The following is a 19,055-nucleotide window of genomic DNA, read 5'->3' on the forward strand; positions in this document are numbered from 1 at the left end:
CTATTTTTACCCTGTCGTCTATTTGCCATAAACATACTGATTGATAAGCAGCAGCGCTTGCTGATAGCGCGCATCGTAATCTGGCTGATCCACCATGTGCGGTTTGATATCATGACGAGCAAAAATATCGACAAGACGTCGCTCAAAGCGTCCACGCGCCTCAGGCGTGCCCAATGAGCGCATGCCATCATCAATCCACGGCGTATTGTTATCTAGCATAATGGTATGATCTAAGCGAAACTCATCGATACAAGCCGCCACAAAAGGATGGCTGCAACCTTCATATTCTTCACAAAATGCTTGAGTAGTCACAAAACCGGTATCAACGATGGTGACAGGAGCGGTCGCATTAGCCGCCGCATCTCTTATAGCTTGAGCATGCTGAAGGGCAATCGGACCATAATCATTGTATTGTAGACCGACTTCACTACCGCCCAAATCAGTGCCGACATATAAGCGTCCCATCTCTAAAGCAAAGCTGGCGCCATAATAATTGGCCAGTTTATGCACCAATGTGGTCTTACCTGAGCTTTCACCGCCAACAATCGCCACCGTTTTGGTATAGTCGCCGCGCGCTTGGGGATGAATAGCTGACCAATGCGCGACTGGATTACGAGCGATGGCATAAGAATCAAACTCAGGCTGTAGCGGGGTCGTGACGACTGGTATCGATAATCGCTCATAGACACCACTCTGCGCCAATGGGTGGTTTTCTGCCACAAACAATACTGTCTCTGCTGGTAAGTCGAGCGCTGTCGTCAAACGTTGTAGTTTGGCATTGCTGGCGGGAATGTCGATTGTCACATCGACGAAGCTATCATGTAGCGGCAGCTCAATCTCATGAGTGGTATGAATCTGGATAAATGGCAAATCAGCACACGCCATCTGTAGCCAACGTGCTTTGTCTTGCAAAGTAATGTCAAAATCTGGATGCGGTGCTGGATGCGCCATAATGATAATATGCAAGGTTTTCGCTTGTCCTGCCGCAGCCAATATACTGCGCATTTGACCTAAATGTAGTGGCTCAAAATGTCCAATCATCAATCCTGACTCGTACATAGCTTTCCTTAATTTTTATTCATGCTTCATCGCACTAATTTTATCGATAGACTGCTGGAATATCTGTTATTTACCAGCATGTTATAAAGGTTTAAGGCGATTTACAGGTAGGTTATTGTAAAGGGGTGTTTTTTTATACGACTTTTTTCTGATAAAAATATGACCAAGTTATTAATTTAACTGTGATTGTTTGAGTATCTCACCATTTCTGAGATTCCATTTACACAATATCTATGTGCTGAAAATGGCTAAATATTGGATTTGTAACAACATGTGTAATATGGCAGCAATAAAGCTAATCGTGAAACATTTTGAAATAACTATTTAAAATCAGCAGTTTATGAGGTTTTATGACAGATTAGGGCAAGCTTGGTTAGCATAAACTCACAAAGTACGTCTATACGTTCAACAGATAAATATTAAATAGTTGCTATACTTATTCATAAGTTAAGAAGGCTAAGCAGCTTCCTGACTACAATCGGAAAAAATCATAAAAATAGAAGAAAAAAAGTAAAAAGCAGAATTTTAAATAACAATAGAAATGATAGAGAGGTATTTGATTTGGCTAAACTAGCAAAACTACATCGCTCACAGAACAATCGCATGATAGCAGGTGTGATGGGTGGCATTGCCGAATACGTTGGTTGGTCACCGACTTGGGTGAGAGTATTATTTGTGATTATCTCATCTTTGAGTGCAGCAGTACCTGGCATCTTAATTTATATAATTTTATGGATAATCATGCCAAAAGCAACTAGTGCGTCTTACGAGTAAGGTTATTTTATATTTGCTCGTATCTTTTTAATCGCTTAATAGTAATACCATTTTAATAGTATCGTTTTGATAGCATCACTATCGAGATTAGCTCAGATAGATTTTTACAAAAAAGAGAATAGCAGTTCGACTAAAAAACAAAAAGCCTGACTCATCAGGATACCAAAGACATACCTTTCCTCCTGCCCAGATGCTCGCGCATTTGGGTATTTTTTTATCTGCTACTTTTGTGCCTTCTATATTGCAGCAGTTTGATTACAAATGAGCCTTATAACGACTGGTTTAGGTCTGCAGCATAAATTTAATTGATGTAAATATAGATAAAATGGTCAATTTTTAGTAAGGTGAGCAGGCAAATAGAGTCGTTGCCGAATAGGCTGTACGAGTGCTATCAAAACTTTATTTATAAATATCCATTCCACAGTGGCTTTACTATGAAAACCCAAACTATGACATCCCAAGCGACAACTCCGATGATAGAAAATACAGACCCTCAACCGATGACGTTTCAGGATTTAATTCTAACCCTACAGAATTATTGGGCAGATAAGGGCTGTGTTATCTTGCAGCCTTATGATATGGAAGTCGGCGCGGGTACTTTTCACACCGCGACATTTTTACGCTCGTTAGGTCCTGAGCGTTGGAATGCTGCTTATGTGCAGCCATCACGTCGTCCAACTGATGGTCGCTACGGTGACAACCCCAACCGCTTGCAGCATTACTATCAGTTTCAAGTGGTGCTAAAGCCAAATCCACCCAATATCCAAGAGCTGTATTTGGACTCGCTAAGAGCCATTGGTATTGATCCATTGGTGCATGATGTGCGTTTTGTTGAAGATAACTGGGAGTCGCCAACGCTGGGTGCGTGGGGACTAGGCTGGGAGATTTGGCTCAACGGTATGGAAGTGACGCAATTTACGTACTTCCAGCAAGTAGGCGGTCTTGAGTGCTTCCCAGTGACCGGCGAGATTACCTACGGTCTTGAGCGCTTGGCAATGTACGTGCAGGGTGTTGACAGCGTTTACGATTTGGTCTGGGCAGATGGTGAGTTTGGTCGCGTCACTTATGGTGATGTTTTCCATCAAAACGAAGTTGAGCAGTCGACTTATAACTTTGAGCACGCCGATGTGCCAATGATGGGCCAGATGTTTGATTTTTATGAGCAGCAAGCAGATAAGTTGGTTGCCGAAGGTTTGCCACTACCAGCCTACGAGATGGTGCTAAAAGCCTCACATGCCTTTAACTTGCTTGATGCTCGTGGTGCGATTTCAGTGACTGAACGTCAGCGTTTTATCCTACGTGTGCGTACGCTTGCCCGTAAGGTTGCCATTGGTTACGTTGAAGCACGCGCAAAATTGGGTTTTCCATTGGCAGACGAAGCACATCGTCAGGCGGCGCTTGATAAGTATTTGCCAAAAGAACAAGCCGCTGAGAATACAGAAAGCAATCAAGCTATTGATAACAACCAATCTACTAATAACAATAAATAGGAGCATCCCATGAGTACTATTCTATTTGAACTGGGGTGTGAAGAGCTACCTCCAAAAAGCCTAAAGCCACTACGTGATGCGCTACAAGCTAGTGTCACCGAACAATTAAATGAAGCAGAAATCAGCTTCGATAGTATCAAAGCCTTTGCTGCCCCGCGTCGTTTAGCGCTTCAAATTCAGGGCATTAGCGATAAGCAGCCGGATCGTAGCGAGCAAAAGCGCGGTCCTGCGATTAAAGCCGCGTTTGATGCAGAGGGTAATCCAACACGTGCAGCGATGGGTTTTGCGAAAGGCTTGGGTATTGAAGCCAGTGAGCTGATAACGATTAACACCGATAAAGGTGATTATGTTGGTTATGAGCAAGTCATTCATGGTCAAGCAACTACTGAACTGTTAGCTGCCATTTTTCAGACTGCACTAGACAATCTACCGATTGCTAAGCGTATGCGTTCAGGTGCCAGCCGCAATGAATTTGTGCGTCCAGTACAATGGGCAGTATTGATGCAAGATAGTACTGTCATTGACGCTACTATCCAAGGCCATCAGACGGGAACGCAAACACGTGGCCATCACTTCCATAGTCCTAACTATCATGAGATCGCGCACGCCAATGACTACGAAGAATTACTAGGCGGTCTAAAAGTCGTTGCTGATTTTGATAAGCGTCAAATGCTGATCAAAAACCAAGTCAAAGCGCTAGCAGATGAGGTAAATGCTGATGCTATCGTGCCGCAAGATTTGTTGGATGAAGTCACCGCATTGGTTGATTTCCCGATTGCACTGCGAGCAAGCTTTGAGCCGCGTTTTTTACAGGTACCGCAAGAAGCGCTTATTTCTACTATGCAAGCGGATCAGAAGTATTTTTGCTTAACTGATAAAGCAGGCAAGTTGCAGCCTTACTTTATTTTTATTACCAACATTGAGTCAAAAGATCCCAATCAAATTATCGAAGGTAATGAGAAAGTCGTGCGTCCGCGTTTAGCCGATGCCGAGTTTTTCTTCTTACAAGACCAAAAACAGCCATTATTTGCGTTGACAGAAAGCTTGAAAACTCGTGTCTTCCAAGACAAGCTGGGTACGATTTGGGAAAAATCTGAGCGTATTGCCAAGCTTGCCGCCTTTATTGCCGCCTTGATGCAACAGCAAGGTCAGCAGATTGATATCGATGAAACGGTGCGTGCGGGTATTTTGTCAAAGGCAGATTTGGCAAGCTCATTGGTCGGTGAATATCCTGAATTACAAGGTATTGCAGGCACTTATTATGCGCGTTTGAATAATGAGCCTGAAGCAGTCGCGGAAAGTTTAGAAGAGCAATATTTGCCCAAGTTCAGTGGTGACGTATTACCACAGACGCCAATTGGCATTTGCTTAGCATTAGCTGATCGCTTAGATACATTGGTTGGTATTTTTGCGATTGACCAAGCACCAACAGGTTCAAAAGATCCTTTCAGTTTACGTCGCTCAGCCATCGGTATCCTGCGTATTTTGATTGAAAAGCAATTGCCAATTAATCTGGTTGCGCTCGTTGAACAAGCAATCAAAGGCTATAGTGACGCTGAAGGCAGCAAGATTGAAAAAATGGGTGATACGTTTACTCAGGTCATGGCATTCTTAAACTCGCGCTATCGGGCGATGTATACCGAGCAGGGCGTGAGCGTCGATACCATTCAGGCAGTGCAAGCGATTAACCCGCATATGCCGCTTGATTTTGATCAGCGTATTCGCGCGGTACAAGCCTTTAGCGAATTGTCACAAGCTTCAATGCTTGCTGATTCAAACAAGCGTGTTGCCAATATATTAGCCAAGTCAGAAGTGAGTGTCGCTGATACTGTGGATGAAGCGCTATTGTCTGAATCTGCTGAGCAAGATTTATACGCAAGTGTGCTGCAAGCGCAGACGGCGGTTAAACCGCTGCTAGAGCAAGCGGATTACACACAAATATTGCAAACGCTTGCCAGCTTAGATGAGCCGTTGACGCAATTCTTTGATAATGTGATGGTCAATAGTGAAGATGCCGCCCTTAAAAACAACCGCTTAGCGCTGCTTAAGCAAGTACGCGCATTGTTTTTAACCGTCGCTGATATCAGTGAGTTGCAGCTATAGTTTCACTAATATAGATCGCTCACTTTATTTTCTGTTTAATATAAAAACTGGCCCGCTAAGGCCAGTTTTTTACAACGTATTATGGCATTTATTGATAAGTTATCATGATAAATGGATAGACAATTAACTCGCTAAAGCATAGCACTATAGTCAAGGAATTTTAGAATCGCTACAAGGCGACCGACCGCAGATAGTACACTGAGTACATCTAGGGCGGGTAACACCGTAGCGGTTTAAAAATGCTCTGACTATATCGTCAGTATTGCTGGTTAAGTTATACTGTTCAGACGTATTGAATAATCCGCCAAGCGGCTTTTATCAGTCATAGCGCTTACTCATATTTAAAGGAGCACTGCCGTGTTTGCTGTTATCATTATCATCATCGTTATTTGGATAGTAATGTGGGGGTTTTATAAATTTATGTACCCGCGTGCGCCCAAAAGCATGATGCCAAAAAAAGGGGATGTGATTACACCGCGTCAGTGCAATTTTTGTGGCAACAGCTTGGCTGAATACCGCGGCGTCCTTGAAACCAAGCCCAACTTGGCTGCAAATAGTGAGAGTGCTATTGGCGAAAACCAAGCATTGTTTTTTTGTAATTATGAGCATCAAGCAGACTTTCATGCAGGTAAGGTTTATACCTCTGAGGTATAATTAATTAGATTATTACTTAGGCATAAAAAAGCGCTTGGCTCATCAGAGCGAAGCGCTTATTGTTTCGTCGCGTAATATGCGCTTATAAAACAGACTGTGCGTCTTTCATAATTTTATTTAATAGCGCTTCAGATTGTTTGTCTTGCTGTAGTCGATCTTCATCGCTTCTTTGATTGGTGTGTATTTTTTCATACAAATTCAAGCAGCACAGTACTAAGATACTTTCTTGACTGAGGCTTGGCGCATCTCGTTTGAGATCTAGCGCATGGTTATTGATATACGAGACAGCTGAGAGCAGCTCTTCTTGTTCGTGTACTGGGCAATATATAGGATAAGTGACACCCGCAATTGCAATATCAACCTTTTTGATTTGTGGTTCAGAGATAGTGGTTTTCACAGTAGCACTCGACGTATTTGAACCAGTTGCAGCGACTGGTTGTGGTTTAGAAGAAATATTCTGCTGTTGGCCATTTTGTGGCTGTTTTTCTATAGAGTTTTTGTGGTCATCGGTCATGATAAATCCTACAATGTCTGGTCAGTAAAATGAGTAATATAAAATATTACCGTTTTGATTTTGTCGGTTTCATTAGCAAGTAGTGGTGATCGGTCATCGTTTATTGCTATCCCTGATCAGCCTTCTACTTGATCGATGTGAGTTAAGCGTTTTAATACAACTTGTGTACGCTCCGCTGCCAATTGATTCTTTTTCTGCAGCTCACTGTTTTGCTGTTTAATATCGCTATATTGCTGCTTTAATTCATTATTTTGTTGCTGTAACTGGCTATTTTGTTGTTGCAATTGGCTGACCTGTTTTTGCAATTTATCTTGCTCTTCGCCTATCATATGATGCGCTTCAGCCAAGCTTTGGTAGCGCTTGTCGAGATCGTTCAATTGTTTTTTGGCACCGTCGCGTTCGCTATGGCTAGTGTTGAGCTTGTTCGTTAATGCTGCAAGCTCTTTAGGGTCGCTAACAGGATGCTGTTTGAGGCTGCTAAGTTCAGCACTGACAAGCTGATACTGTTTTTTTATGTCGAGTATCATTTTTTCTAATATTCTAAGTTGATCATACATAGTCAGTTTTTATCCTTAACAAGTAAGCGTGAATGAATTTTGTTCTCTGCGTTTAATAATGCCATAGGTGACCGCATAATATCTATATCAACAAAGTAATTACCTATATTAGGCGTTGTTTGTTTATTTTTATTAGCCATGGTTTGATTGATAATATCAAGCGATGTCTCACACCTATTTTATCCGTCTGTTTTTATTTTTTAAGCAATATTTTTTAAGCAATAATCAATCACTAGGACCTCTATTATGAATGACAATATATCTGGCTGGAATACATGGCTGACGGCTTTTGATGACTGGACTGACGTCTCTATCAGCGAAGTGCACGGCTTGATGACAGGGCTGATGACTGCCTGTAATGCGCCTGATGAGCAAGTATGGGCTAAGGTATTTGAGGAGCTCAGTTTTGCGCCTTTACCTGATGAAGCATTGACACTGTTAACAGAAGAAGCGGAAGACACGGTTTTTCAGCTTAAAGACAAAGACGATGCTTATTCTTACACGCCATTAGTGCCAGATGATGAACATGATTTGTACGAGCGCGTGATGGCATTGAAACAGTGGGCAAATGGTTTTATGACGGGTTTTGGGATTACCGACTGTGGTCTTAGTGGTGACGAAAATGAGATGCTGTCTGATTTGGCCAAAATCGGTGGTATTCGATTAGAAGATGATGAAAACTTTGAAGGTGGCGAAGAGTCTTATCTGCATATTTATGAGTTTGCGCGCATGGTGCCAGTGAGCTTTGCCACCCGCAAGCGTAAACCTGTTAAAGATATTGCCCTGATTGCTGGACTGGCTATCGATGCCAAAACCACCAAAGAGCTGCAGGCAGAAGGTAAGTTACCAAAGCCAATGCCGCCAGTCGTTGATGCGATGAATCAAAACCGTCCTTCATAATAAAGACGCTATCGTGAGAAGCAATCTGTCGTAAAAGCCAACTTATCATCCATGCTAGGGCGTACCCCTAATCTAAGCGAAAACTACTAAATGGGTTAAAAATAGTTAAATTTTGCAAAACTACGTCAAATAGCTGGTTAATATCCCGATATTATCTGTGCTATTTTTCTGATTCGGCTATCATTTTTATCACCATTTTCAAAATTAGAACACGCCCTAGTATTTTCTAAAAAGATATGAGAGATTTTAAGAGTCATTACTGGCGCTTAGATAATAGAAGGGAGATTATGATGATCACCGACAATGATATGATGTATTTGCGCCGCTGCGTAGAGCTTGCTACTGAAGCGCTAGAGGCGGGCGATGAGCCATTTGGTAGCGTATTGGTCGACGGCGATGGTCATGTGCTGCATGAAGATCGTAACCGAGCCAATTCTGTCGATGCTACTTATCATCCTGAAATTGCCGTTGCTAAATGGGCAGCAGCAAATATGACAGCGGAGGCGCGCGCTAACGCTGTGGTTTATACCTCAGGCGAGCATTGTGCCATGTGTTCGGCCGCGCATGCGTGGGCAGGGCTTGGTCGTATCGTTTATGTCAGCTCATCAAAGCAGCTTGGCGAGTGGATGGAGGAGATGGGCGTAAAATCCTCATCACCGATCAATTCATTAAGTATTCAAGAAGTGGCTCCGAACATACCAGTACAAGGTCCGATTGCTGGATTAGATGCAGAAGTAAAGGCGCTGCAACAGCGCGCATTTCAAAGACGCTAACGCTTTCTATTTTTACCATTCCAGAAATTACAGTAGCGAAAAACGAGTGCGAGTACTACATCTAGTAGGCTTGGAAAATTTAACATCGCTAACCGTATTTCTAAAATCGGTATTATATCGTGATAAGGATATTTCATGACTTCGAACAATAATAATCAGCTCAAAAATACGTCTTACCCTGCTCATAGTATCGATTGGCTCACACGCTTGATTGGCTTTGATACGGTCAGTCGCCATTCAAATTTAGCTTTGATTGAAGATGTGCAAGCATACTGTGAACAATTAGGTTTGATAGTAGATTTGACTTTTAATGAAGCCAAAAACAAGGCCAATCTATTCGTTACTGTGCCAGCAGGGGCAAACGCTGACGAAGTCAATCACGGTCTCGTGCTATCTGGTCATACCGATGTCGTACCCGTAGATGGTCAAGACTGGACATCAGAGCCATTCACTGCGACGATACGTGGCGATAAGCTATATGGACGCGGTGCGTGTGATATGAAAGGCTTTATCGCTTGTGCATTGACATTATTACCACGCGCTGTGCAGTTATCAAATAGCGGTCAGTTACGTCGTCCACTGCATTTAGCATTGTCATTCGATGAAGAAGTGGGCTGTTTGGGTGCGCCATTGATACTGGCAGATTTGAAAGCGCGTGGTATCACCCCTGATTATTGTATCGTCGGTGAGCCAACCAATATGACGATGGTTGTGGCACATAAGGGCATTGCCGTTTATCGTTGCCGCGTCCATGGTAAGTCTGCGCATTCGTCATTGACCGCCCAAGGTGTCAATGCTATCAGCTATGCCAGTCGTTTGATTGGTTATGTCGATGGATTGGCGGAAGAGATTAGTCATCGCAGTGATAATGATGCGCTGTTCGATGTGCCTTATTCCACATTGTCTGTAGGCACAATTCAAGGTGGTACTGCGACCAATATTGTGCCTAATCTATGTGAGTTTACCTTCGATTATCGCAATCTGCCGCATATGACGCAAGAGGATATTCTTGCACCGATTCAAGCGAAAGTGGCAGAATTAAATGCCCAGATGCAAGCACGTGCTGCCGACACCGGCATTGAGCTGATGCAAGAAGAAAGCGTACCGGCAATGACTGATAACGACAGTGCTAAATTGCAATCGTTAATAGCCGCACTGACTGGAGATAACGAGCGTCATAAAGTGGCTTATGCAACTGAAGGCGGGCAATTTACCAATGCTGGCATCCCAACGATTATCTGCGGTCCCGGTAGTATTGAGCAGGCGCATAAAGCTGATGAATACGTTAAGCTGAGTGAAATTGAGCGCTGTGATGGTTTTTTACAGAAGTTATTAGACAGCTGTGCGATCAATTGATGGATTAAATCAGCAAGTGTTCCTTTCTGTTATCAGCAAGTGACGAGTTAGCAGAAAAGACACCGTCTTTATGGCGGTGTTTATTTTTTAGCAGTTTGGCAGTATTACGATAAATTTTTATAAATAATAAAGTAGGGGTTGGTCGATGTCTTGGCATCTGTTTGCAGTATTCTTTGCAAGTACGTTTTTTATTTCAGCCACCCCAGGTCCCAATATGCTGCTCGCGTTTCAGTATGGCATGAACTATGGCGTGAAGCGAACGCTGTGGACGCTGGCAGGTCTGAGTCTTGGGCTATTTATATTACTGCTTTCCACCCTACTTGGACTCGATGTGATCAGTCGCCAGTCGCCTTGGTTGTTGACAGTCATTAAAGCAGTGGGTGCAGCTTATTTAATCTATCTAGGTATCAGCTCATGGCGTGATGCGGGTGATGGTAGTTTAATGAAAGACGCTCGCGAAATGAGTGAAGAAGTCGCTTCGGAATATTCTGCGTCTGAAAGTAACAGTGAAAGCACGGCTAATACACCGCAGCCACGTTCGCTCTCTAGCGCGGCTGTCAAAGTCTTTCCAAGTAATACGACCCTATTTCGTACAGGTGTTTGGGTATCGTTATCTAATCCAAAAGCTATCTTATTCTTTGCGGCATTTTTTCCTAAGTTTATTAATTTTAGTGCGCCACTATGGCCGCAATATGTTTTATTAACGATAGGGTTATTCCTAAGCGAAACAATTTGGCAAATCGTTTATACCTTGGGTGGTACAAAACTGGCAAGTTGGCTCGATGTTGGCAATCGTTTAGCGTGGCTAAATCGTGGTTGCGGCGTCATATTTATCATTATTGCAGCCGCTTTATTGGCTGAAGTAATAAATGGTTTTATGGTTTAAAGGTTCCTCAATTCTATATTTAAAATGACATTATTAAATTAACAGGTTTAATGAAATATATTATTTTGTATTTAATTAAAATAAATTATTGACTTTATTTTTTAAATCGTTATTATTGCCACATCGATTTATTAGCTTCTATGTAAGCGATAAGTCATCCCAATAAGTCTGCTACTATTGTCTACAATAATTAGCCACAACCTATGGAGGAATCATCGTGTCCTATTTAACTATGAAGACGTTTTTAAAGATTGAATGTGTAAACTACCTGACAGCAATGACGACTTCGAACAGGTTTGGCTGAATCTATATACAAGCTATTGAGTGACATCCTATTTATTGATATCAATGAATAGCGTTCTGTATCTAATCGCTTTATCCTTCTTTTAAGTCTACTGTGTCAAAATAGCTCTGCGATTGTGCTAAGCACTGTGCCTGTTGCTATCTGTTTGCCCTACATCTTACTTTACCGTTATTGCCAATAAGGTTACTTACGCCATCGTTTAGCGTATGCCCTTCTGTATGCATAATTTTTATGCTTTCAATTTTGGTACGGTACAATATTTCTTTAAAACGTCCATAATAAACTAACCATGCATTTCTATTGATTTTTTCATCTAATAGAAATACAGTATTTTATTGCCTAAATTTTATAGATTATTAAATAATTTTCTTATTAAAAATTATGTTTAATTGAGACGGATAAGTAATGTCTAAAAATTATAATAATAGGTAAATAAAAAATATACATGGTTATAAAAATAATAAAAATAATAAAATGGAAAATATAGAAAATGAGCATTCAGTTAATATTAAATGAAAACCGCAAACATGGTGTACCAGTCAAGATTTATACCTCAGATATTGAGCAAGGTGCGATGCAGCAATTACGCAATTTAGCCCAGTTGGAGTTTGTACACTCACACATTGCAGTGATGCCTGATGTGCATGTTGGCAAAGGTGCTACAGTCGGTAGTGTGATTCCGACCAAATCAGCCATTATACCTGCCGCCGTTGGTGTGGATATCGGCTGCGGTATGAATGCGGTGCGTTTGTCACTGACAGCGAATGATCTGCCTGACAGCTTAAAGTCATTGCGGTCGATCGTTGAGCAGCAAGTGCCTGTTGGCTTCAACATGCACAAACAAATCCAAGCCAAGAACTCAACGCTTGATCCACTAGGCAAGCGCTTAAAGCCGATTACTGATAAGCATCCAGGTTTGCTCAAAATGCTCAAAGGTTTTGAGCGCACGTGGGCAAAGCAGCTCGGCACGCTGGGTGGTGGCAATCATTTCATTGAGCTTTGCTTGGATGAAAACAAAGATGTCTGGGTCATGCTGCATTCTGGCAGTCGAGGTATTGGTAATTGTATCGGCCAGTACTTTATTAATTTAGCAAAAAAAGAGCGTCAATCGCGCTTTGGTCATGTGCCAGATCGTGATTTGTCGTACTTTGCTGAAGGGTCTGATAGCTTTGCTGATTATGTTGAAGCAGTGGGCTGGGCGCAAGATTATGCGCTAGAAAATCGCCGTGAGATGATGCGCTTGGTCATCAAGTCACTGCAGTCGCCACAAGCGGGGTTACCACGATTTCAGCTGACCAAAGAAGCCATCAATTGCCATCATAACTATGTCAATGAAGAGGTGCATTTCGGTGAGCAAGTCTACGTAACACGCAAAGGTGCGATAAGTGCTTATGCAGGTGAGCTTGGTATTATCCCAGGCTCTATGGGTGCAAAGTCTTTTATTGTGCGCGGTCTGGGCGCAGACGAATCGTTTTGCTCATGCTCACATGGGGCAGGGCGACAGATGAGTCGAGGTAAAGCCATGCGAGCTTTCACCATCGATGAGCTAAAAGCGCAGACGGATGGCGTTGAATGTCGTAAAGACAAAGGCGTCATCGATGAAATACCCGGTGCTTATAAAGACATTGATGAAGTAATGGCGAATCAAGCTGATTTGGTAGAAGTGGTGCATACGCTGAAGCAAGTTATGTGTATCAAAGGCTAATACCAAGCCTGCAAATCATCTTAGCATCGTCAAATTTGCTTAATGTACTGAATGTACAATTTTGGCTCATTTTTCTCGTTAAGATGATTTTCGGCATTGGTATCTCAGAAGAATTAAAGAACAGGTAACAATATGAGCTTAAAACAAACTCTAAAAAAGGCCAAGCAGATTGAGCGGCAGTTAGAGAAGCAAGCTGAAACAGGTGTCCAACACTCAATAGGCACTGTCAAGCCGCGCAACTATTTGGCACTAGATCCACTGTTAAGAAAAGGTGGTATTCACGAAAAGGAGGATATCGATATCGTCCGAAAAAAACGTCGCCGTGAGACCAAGCAGCAGCTACGGCAGACGGATTGGTTGTCGGAGTAGCAATCGTTCATCTTAATCTTAAATTTAAACAACAAAAAAGCCGTTCACTATCATAGCGAACGGCTTTTTCTTATTTTTACTCAGACTTAAAAATTAACAGTTACGCCAATACTTCGATTAGCTCACCTTTTACCATGTGCGGGCTGACGAAATCAGTAATACGTACGCTCACGAGTTTACCCAACATCTCATCCATTTTGTCTTCGTCATAAGGGAACATGACCGTACGAGTGTTATCCGCTGTGCCGATTAAGCAATCAGGATGGCGGTTGGCAACTTGTTCCACCAACACACGAGTCGTGGTTCCGACCATCTCGTGGGTTTTGGCAAGCGTTGAGTCAATGATGACTTTTTGAAATTCAGCCAAGCGTTCTTTTTTAGTTTTGAAACTCACGTCATCTGGCAACTCAGCGGCTGGCGTGCCCGGACGTTTAGAGTAAATAAAGCTGTAGGAGTGATCGAAATTTAATTCTTTTGCTAGATTTAAGGTATCTTGGAAATCTTGATCAGTCTCGCCAGGGAAGCCAATGATAAAGTCACTCGACAAGTGAATATCAGGGCGAATGGCTTTAAGCTTATTAATTTGATTGATATAGACATCAATCGTGTGATTGCGCTTCATCGCTGCCAAGATAGCGTTTGAGCCGCTTTGAACAGGCAAGTGCAAGTGTGATACCAGCTCTGGCAATTGTGCATAGGCATCAATGATGTCATCAGTGAACTCTAGCGGATGGCTGGTCGTATAGCGAATACGCTCGACACCATCGACATGCGAGACATAGTGCAACAGCTCAGCGAAACGGCAAATGCTGCCATCGTCTTTTTCACCGCGATAGCCGTTGACGTTTTGGCCCAACAGATTGATTTCACGTACGCCTTGCGCTGCTAAGCTATCAATCTCTGCCAAGACATCATCGAGTGGACGCGATAATTCTTCACCGCGGGTATAAGGAACGACGCAAAATGAGCAATACTTTGAACAGCCTTCCATAATAGAGACAAACGCTTTAAACCCTTCTACTCTTGGCTCAGGTAAAAAGTCGAATTTTTCAATACTTGGGAAGGATACGTCAACTGTGCCGATGCGATTTTTTGGTGCAATCTCACGCTGCTCATGTGATTGATCATACAGCTCTGGCAAACGGTGTAGTGTCTGTGGGCCAAATACCATATCGACGTAAGGCGCGCGCTTTTGAATGTTATCGCCTTCTTGAGAGGCCACGCAACCACCGACACCAATGACGAGGTCAGGGCGTTTTTCTTTTAGTTTGCGCCAGCGACCCAATTCTGAAAATACTTTCTCTTGCGCTTTTTCGCGGATAGAGCAGGTATTCATGAGAAGGACATCGGCTTCATCGATATCATGCGTGACTTCCATACCGTGGGAATCACCGAGCACATCCAGCATTTTGCCAGAATCATAGACGTTCATCTGACAGCCCTGTGTGGTGACAAAGACTTTCTTAGTCGCTGTTTTGGCAGGTGCTTGGGCTGAACTTGATTCTTTGAGTGCAGTGACAGCAGGCGCAGTAGCGGTTGTTTCAGCGACAGCAGTGTCATCGATGCGGGGATTAAATACAGTAACACTCATAAGGATAAGTCCATGATTGACTAAAAATATAGCGTGATAGGTGATTAACAGGTGGCGTATTTTATCACAACCCTATGACAATGTGAAAAATTAGCAGCGTCAATTGTTGGTCGTTATGATCAATTATTTATAACAGTATCAATTGTTTACTGCTGCTAGTAACGCGTTTGGCAAAAATTACAGCTTGCTATCACTTCTATGTTACACCGTGCTATCGTATTTATTAACAAAAGGTAAAGGTGATGGTTGAAAGTGCAACGAGTATAGTATGATGAATGCGACCATATTAGCGCGATTGATTAAATCGCGATTTACGCCGTTTTGGCATTGTTATGCTAAACATATTATTTAGCCAAATCATTTGGACACATTACAAAGAGAGTCAGTATGACAAAGCCGCAGGTTGCTCATAGCATCAAGGATAGAGAATCTATTAAGCAAAATGAAGATGCAAAACGAATGAAAGCAAGGACGCTACGAGTCAGTGCGTTAAGTTTGGCGACAGCAATGAGTGCGCTAGGATTGTCACAGGTGGCTTGTGCTGAGCTGACGTGGGGCGAAGAGGACAGTTATCAGCAAGAAGGCAGCTATCAACAAAACAGTGGCTATCAGTCGGACAATGGTGTGAGCTCATTTACAGCAGCGGCAATTGCGGCAGAACGCGGTGATGTCAGTGCTTTATACAATTATGAGCAAGCAATGAGCGGCGGTTTGTTTGCTATGTATCCCACTTATTGGCGGATGAATTTAGATCTTAATTCGCAAAGTTCGGCGGCGGTATCACAGTTTGTGCGTCAATATCCAAATACGGTGATGGCAGAAAAGCTGGTGGCGGATTTTGCTGAGACTAAAGCAGGCTCCAATGATTACGCCTCAGTACGCCAAGTTGCGAATTTAATTACCAATGCGGATGCCAGTGAGCGCTGTGCGGTTGCGCTTGGGTTCAATAATGGCGGCGATACTATGCGGGCTATGGCAGCCAAGTCTGAAGTTTGGTTGACGACCAAAAAGCAGCCAGCCTTGTGTGACCAGCTCGCGATGGAGATGAATAATAACGCGCTGATTAGCAATCAGGATCGCGCGGCGCGGCTCAAGCGTATGTTACGTAAAGGCAAAACGGGTGACATTATGGCATTGTCATCACGTTTAGGAACGCCCATTGCTTATTCAGCATTGAGTGAGATTCAACTGAATCCGTCTACTTTTTTTAGCCGTTTTAGTCGAGAACCTGCCAGTCAAAACAATCAATACCTATATCTATATGCTATGGGACGCGTTGCTGATAAGTCTTACCGTGAAGCTGCATTACAGTTAGATTTTGATGTTAAGCAAGACAATCAGCGTTCAGTTAAATTGTTGAATGCGGAGACTCGTCGCTATGCGTATCGCATCCTTGGGGTGCAACGTATGAATCATAATACGGATGATGGTTTTAATGCTGAGGCGGTTGACTGGTTCCGCAATAGCCTAGACGAAGATTTTAATTTTGAAGAAGCTGAAGATTATGCCATGGCAGCGATTCGCTTTAGCCGCTGGGATGATGTGGTCGAAGCCATCTCAAAAATGGAGGCTGAAACCCAAAAAAGTGATCAGTGGCAATATTGGCTGGCTCGCGCTTACGAACAGTCAAGCGATGCTAACAAGCGTAATACTGCTAAAAAAATGTATCAAAACTTGGCAAAAAATAATGACTATTATGGCTTAATGGCAAAGGATAAAGTGGGTCAGCGTTTTGATGCCAGTCGTTTGGGTGGTAATAACTTACCAAATGTCAGTACCGCTGATCGCGCACGTGTCATGCAAGATGCCAACTTTGCGCGTGCTTTTGCTCTATATAATGCTGACGCCAGCCGTGCCTATGCCAATCGTGAATGGAACTGGGCGGTAAAGCAGGCGCGCGACAAGCGTGATGATAACTTGATTATTGCCGCTGCTCGTCAAGCCTATGATATGGGCTGGCTCGACCGAGCAATTTATGCCGTTGATAATACTGATAGAGTAGACAGCTTAGCGTTATCACATCCGATGCCGCATCAAGATGCAGTCGTACGTTATAGTCAGTCTGCTGGTATCGACCCTGCTTGGGCTTATGGCATCATGCGTCAAGAAAGTCGTTTTGTTGCATCAGCACGCTCAAACGTTGGTGCCAGTGGTTTGATGCAGGTGATGCCTGACACGGCAAAATATATTGCTCGCAACTTAGGTGAGACCTATAGCGCCAGCCGTGCCAATAGTGGCGATACCAATATTCGTTATGGCACGTGGTATATGGGTGATATTTTCGGTAAGCTAAACCGTCAACCTGTGTTGGCAACGGCTGGCTATAATGCGGGTCCGAACAATGCCAAGCGTTGGCAACCAGTATATGGTTCGCTTGCAGCCGACCAGTACGTCGAGTCGATTGCCTTTCCTGAAACCCGTAATTACGTTAAGCACGTGATGGAAAATGCCACCATTTATAGCAGTCTATTAGGTCGTAGTCAGCCTATTAGCCAGCGCATGGGCACGATACCTGCCGCGCTCTAAAGTACTAATGTATAAACCAAAAAAACCATTCGTGAGCAATCATTAATGGTTTTTTTATGTCACTTTTGATCGTGCAATCAAAGCTAGCTTTGTCTTGACGCGATGCCGAATTCGACGCCCAACCTCGCTGATGATGACATGCTAACGTTGCAATATTTTTGTACTATTGATGCTATCATTAGCTTATGTTTACGTTTCTGCTATAGATTAAAAAAAACATTTTGCTACCATTGCATCAATTAGTGTCTTTTATACGTCCTTATAATAAGTGCTTATCAATCAACGCACACATTTTTGTTAGCTCTATTCTTAGTTTCATCAGTGTTCATACGTCGAACGCTATGAGCTAAACGATAGCCCATGTTTTTATCATTGCTAGATGCCTTCAGCCCCTATGATCAAAAAATATTTCAATCTGTCCATGTTATCCAAAGTTCGGCATCAGTCATCTATTCAGCAGATGCAGGTGCGCTCGCCATCTAATCTAACGCCAGATTTAAACCAATCAAGCTCGATAACTAATACATCTATGGATAAACTAAATACGACGCTAAGTATTGGTGCATTAGTGATATTGCAAGGCATTATGATGATGCCGGTACATGCCGCGAGCGCTGTTAAGAGTGGACAGCGTGTGTTGATGATTGAGATGACGCCAGCATTGTGTAGCATACAGCCGACGCGTGCCCGTATGCGTCAATGCTTGGAGGGTTATTCGTTGACAGTATCAGGTCTAGATATGGGATATGGTGAGCGCTGCGGACGTGGTAGTGAGCCACGTCTGACACCGTTACAGTTAAAAGTCGTCAACCGTATCATGCCTGATACGACAGTACGTAGCCAAGCTTGGCAGCGTTATGGGGCGTGTAGTCCACTTAGTGCCAGTAGTTATTTTCGCCAGATTACCAATTACGCTGGCGCATTAAAGCTGCCTAATGAGCTTAATACGGGTAATAGCTATACGGTTTCTAAATCTCGATTTATCAGTCAAATGACCCAGCTTAACAGTGGCATGTCCTCAAACAGTATTGATTTGATTTGCCAAGCGGGCAGTCGTCGTCAATCAACATTGACGGATATCCATATTTGTTATGAAGGGAGCGAATTTGGCACATGTCATAATGTTGTGAATAATTGTGGCAGTAAGTTCGTCATTTCGGGTGGAAAATAGTTTTTTTAGCCTATTTAAATGCTTATTGTTTGAATTGAGGACACGCCCTAATAATATTCGCTTATCTTAAGTGTTATATCACTATATATAACGCTTCTCAATGCTGTTATCAGCTGCCTTTTATTGCTTTATAGCACTGTATCCGTATAGGTTTACAGTAGGTATAAAAATCCTCCCGTATAAAATGTAACAATATAATCGGTGGTCGGCGTCTTATTGTCTCTAGACGATTTGCTGAACGAAGTGCTACACTAGCTCTCGGTTTATGACTGCTATATTCAGTAGGCAAGTCGCTATTTACAACGATAGTCATCAATTAGAAC

At 42.9% G+C, this 19,055-nt stretch carries 16 protein-coding genes; 12 read left to right on the forward strand and 4 right to left on the reverse strand.

The window, feature by feature from the left end; translation table 11 throughout:
* Positions 1–18: 18 nt before the first annotated feature.
* The gene (nadR, locus tag I3257_RS02830) at positions 19–1,059 is read right to left on the reverse strand and encodes a multifunctional transcriptional regulator/nicotinamide-nucleotide adenylyltransferase/ribosylnicotinamide kinase NadR (protein ID WP_238048749.1); all 1,041 of its coding nucleotides are present in this window, start codon (positions 1,057–1,059) and stop codon (positions 19–21) included.
* A gap of 561 nt (positions 1,060–1,620) precedes the next feature.
* On the opposite strand from nadR, the gene I3257_RS02835 reads away from it, so the two are divergent.
* The 4 genes from I3257_RS02835 (at position 1,621) to I3257_RS02850 (ending at position 6,080) form a co-directional block, all read left to right on the forward strand.
* Positions 1,621–1,833 carry a PspC domain-containing protein gene (locus tag I3257_RS02835; protein WP_238048750.1) on the forward strand — a complete coding sequence of 71 codons (213 nt, stop codon included), beginning with the start codon at positions 1,621–1,623 and terminating at the stop codon, positions 1,831–1,833.
* Positions 1,834–2,333: 500 nt separating this feature from the next.
* Entirely contained in the window at positions 2,334–3,323 is a 990-nt protein-coding gene (glyQ, locus tag I3257_RS02840) for a glycine--tRNA ligase subunit alpha (RefSeq protein WP_201605245.1), read from the forward strand.
* A gap of 9 nt (positions 3,324–3,332) precedes the next feature.
* Positions 3,333–5,426 (forward strand): glycine--tRNA ligase subunit beta, encoded by a 2,094-nt coding sequence (gene glyS / locus I3257_RS02845; RefSeq protein ID WP_238048751.1) that lies wholly within the window; start codon positions 3,333–3,335, stop codon positions 5,424–5,426.
* 357 nt (positions 5,427–5,783) lie between these two features.
* The gene (locus I3257_RS02850; protein WP_238048752.1) at positions 5,784–6,080 is read left to right on the forward strand and encodes a hypothetical protein; all 297 of its coding nucleotides are present in this window, start codon (positions 5,784–5,786) and stop codon (positions 6,078–6,080) included.
* A gap of 82 nt (positions 6,081–6,162) precedes the next feature.
* Here I3257_RS02850 and I3257_RS02855 read toward each other — a convergent pair whose 3' ends face one another.
* Both I3257_RS02855 and I3257_RS02860 read right to left on the reverse strand, forming a co-directional pair.
* A complete protein-coding gene (locus I3257_RS02855) occupies positions 6,163–6,594 on the reverse strand; it encodes a cell division protein ZapA (RefSeq protein WP_238048753.1) in 432 nt (143 codons plus the stop codon).
* A gap of 116 nt (positions 6,595–6,710) precedes the next feature.
* Complete coding sequence (locus I3257_RS02860) at positions 6,711–7,151, reverse strand: hypothetical protein (protein WP_238048754.1); 441 nt, start codon at positions 7,149–7,151, stop codon at positions 6,711–6,713.
* Between the two features lie 246 nt (positions 7,152–7,397).
* Here I3257_RS02860 and I3257_RS02865 point away from each other — a divergent pair, with 246 nt between their 5' ends.
* From I3257_RS02865 to I3257_RS02890, 6 genes are all read left to right on the forward strand, one after another.
* The gene (locus tag I3257_RS02865) at positions 7,398–8,051 is read left to right on the forward strand and encodes a UPF0149 family protein (RefSeq protein WP_045454074.1); all 654 of its coding nucleotides are present in this window, start codon (positions 7,398–7,400) and stop codon (positions 8,049–8,051) included.
* Between the two features lie 287 nt (positions 8,052–8,338).
* The gene (locus I3257_RS02870; protein WP_238048755.1) at positions 8,339–8,824 is read left to right on the forward strand and encodes a nucleoside deaminase; all 486 of its coding nucleotides are present in this window, start codon (positions 8,339–8,341) and stop codon (positions 8,822–8,824) included.
* A 135-nt stretch (positions 8,825–8,959) separates the two neighbouring features.
* A complete protein-coding gene (gene argE, locus I3257_RS02875) occupies positions 8,960–10,180 on the forward strand; it encodes an acetylornithine deacetylase (protein ID WP_238048756.1) in 1,221 nt (406 codons plus the stop codon).
* A 145-nt stretch (positions 10,181–10,325) separates the two neighbouring features.
* Complete coding sequence (locus I3257_RS02880) at positions 10,326–11,066, forward strand: LysE family translocator (protein ID WP_238048757.1); 741 nt, start codon at positions 10,326–10,328, stop codon at positions 11,064–11,066.
* A gap of 794 nt (positions 11,067–11,860) precedes the next feature.
* On the forward strand, positions 11,861–13,075 hold the full coding sequence (locus I3257_RS02885) for an RtcB family protein (protein WP_238048758.1): 1,215 nt from the start codon (positions 11,861–11,863) through the stop codon (positions 13,073–13,075).
* 132 nt (positions 13,076–13,207) lie between these two features.
* Positions 13,208–13,444: a hypothetical protein gene (locus I3257_RS02890; RefSeq protein WP_238048759.1), complete on the forward strand. Its 237-nt coding sequence runs from the start codon at positions 13,208–13,210 to the stop codon at positions 13,442–13,444.
* Positions 13,445–13,544: 100 nt separating this feature from the next.
* On the opposite strand, the gene miaB is transcribed toward I3257_RS02890, so the two are convergent.
* Positions 13,545–15,035: a tRNA (N6-isopentenyl adenosine(37)-C2)-methylthiotransferase MiaB gene (gene miaB, locus I3257_RS02895; RefSeq protein WP_238048760.1), complete on the reverse strand. Its 1,491-nt coding sequence runs from the start codon at positions 15,033–15,035 to the stop codon at positions 13,545–13,547.
* A 387-nt stretch (positions 15,036–15,422) separates the two neighbouring features.
* On the opposite strand from miaB, the gene I3257_RS02900 reads away from it, so the two are divergent.
* A complete protein-coding gene (locus I3257_RS02900; RefSeq protein WP_238048761.1) occupies positions 15,423–17,561 on the forward strand; it encodes a lytic transglycosylase domain-containing protein in 2,139 nt (712 codons plus the stop codon).
* A gap of 529 nt (positions 17,562–18,090) precedes the next feature.
* Complete coding sequence (locus I3257_RS02905) at positions 18,091–18,732, forward strand: hypothetical protein (protein ID WP_198329486.1); 642 nt, start codon at positions 18,091–18,093, stop codon at positions 18,730–18,732.
* The last annotated feature ends 323 nt before the right edge of the window (positions 18,733–19,055 follow it).

Source organism: Psychrobacter sp. Ps7, assembly GCF_022129225.1.
In the GTDB taxonomy this organism is placed as follows: domain Bacteria; phylum Pseudomonadota; class Gammaproteobacteria; order Pseudomonadales; family Moraxellaceae; genus Psychrobacter; species Psychrobacter immobilis_A.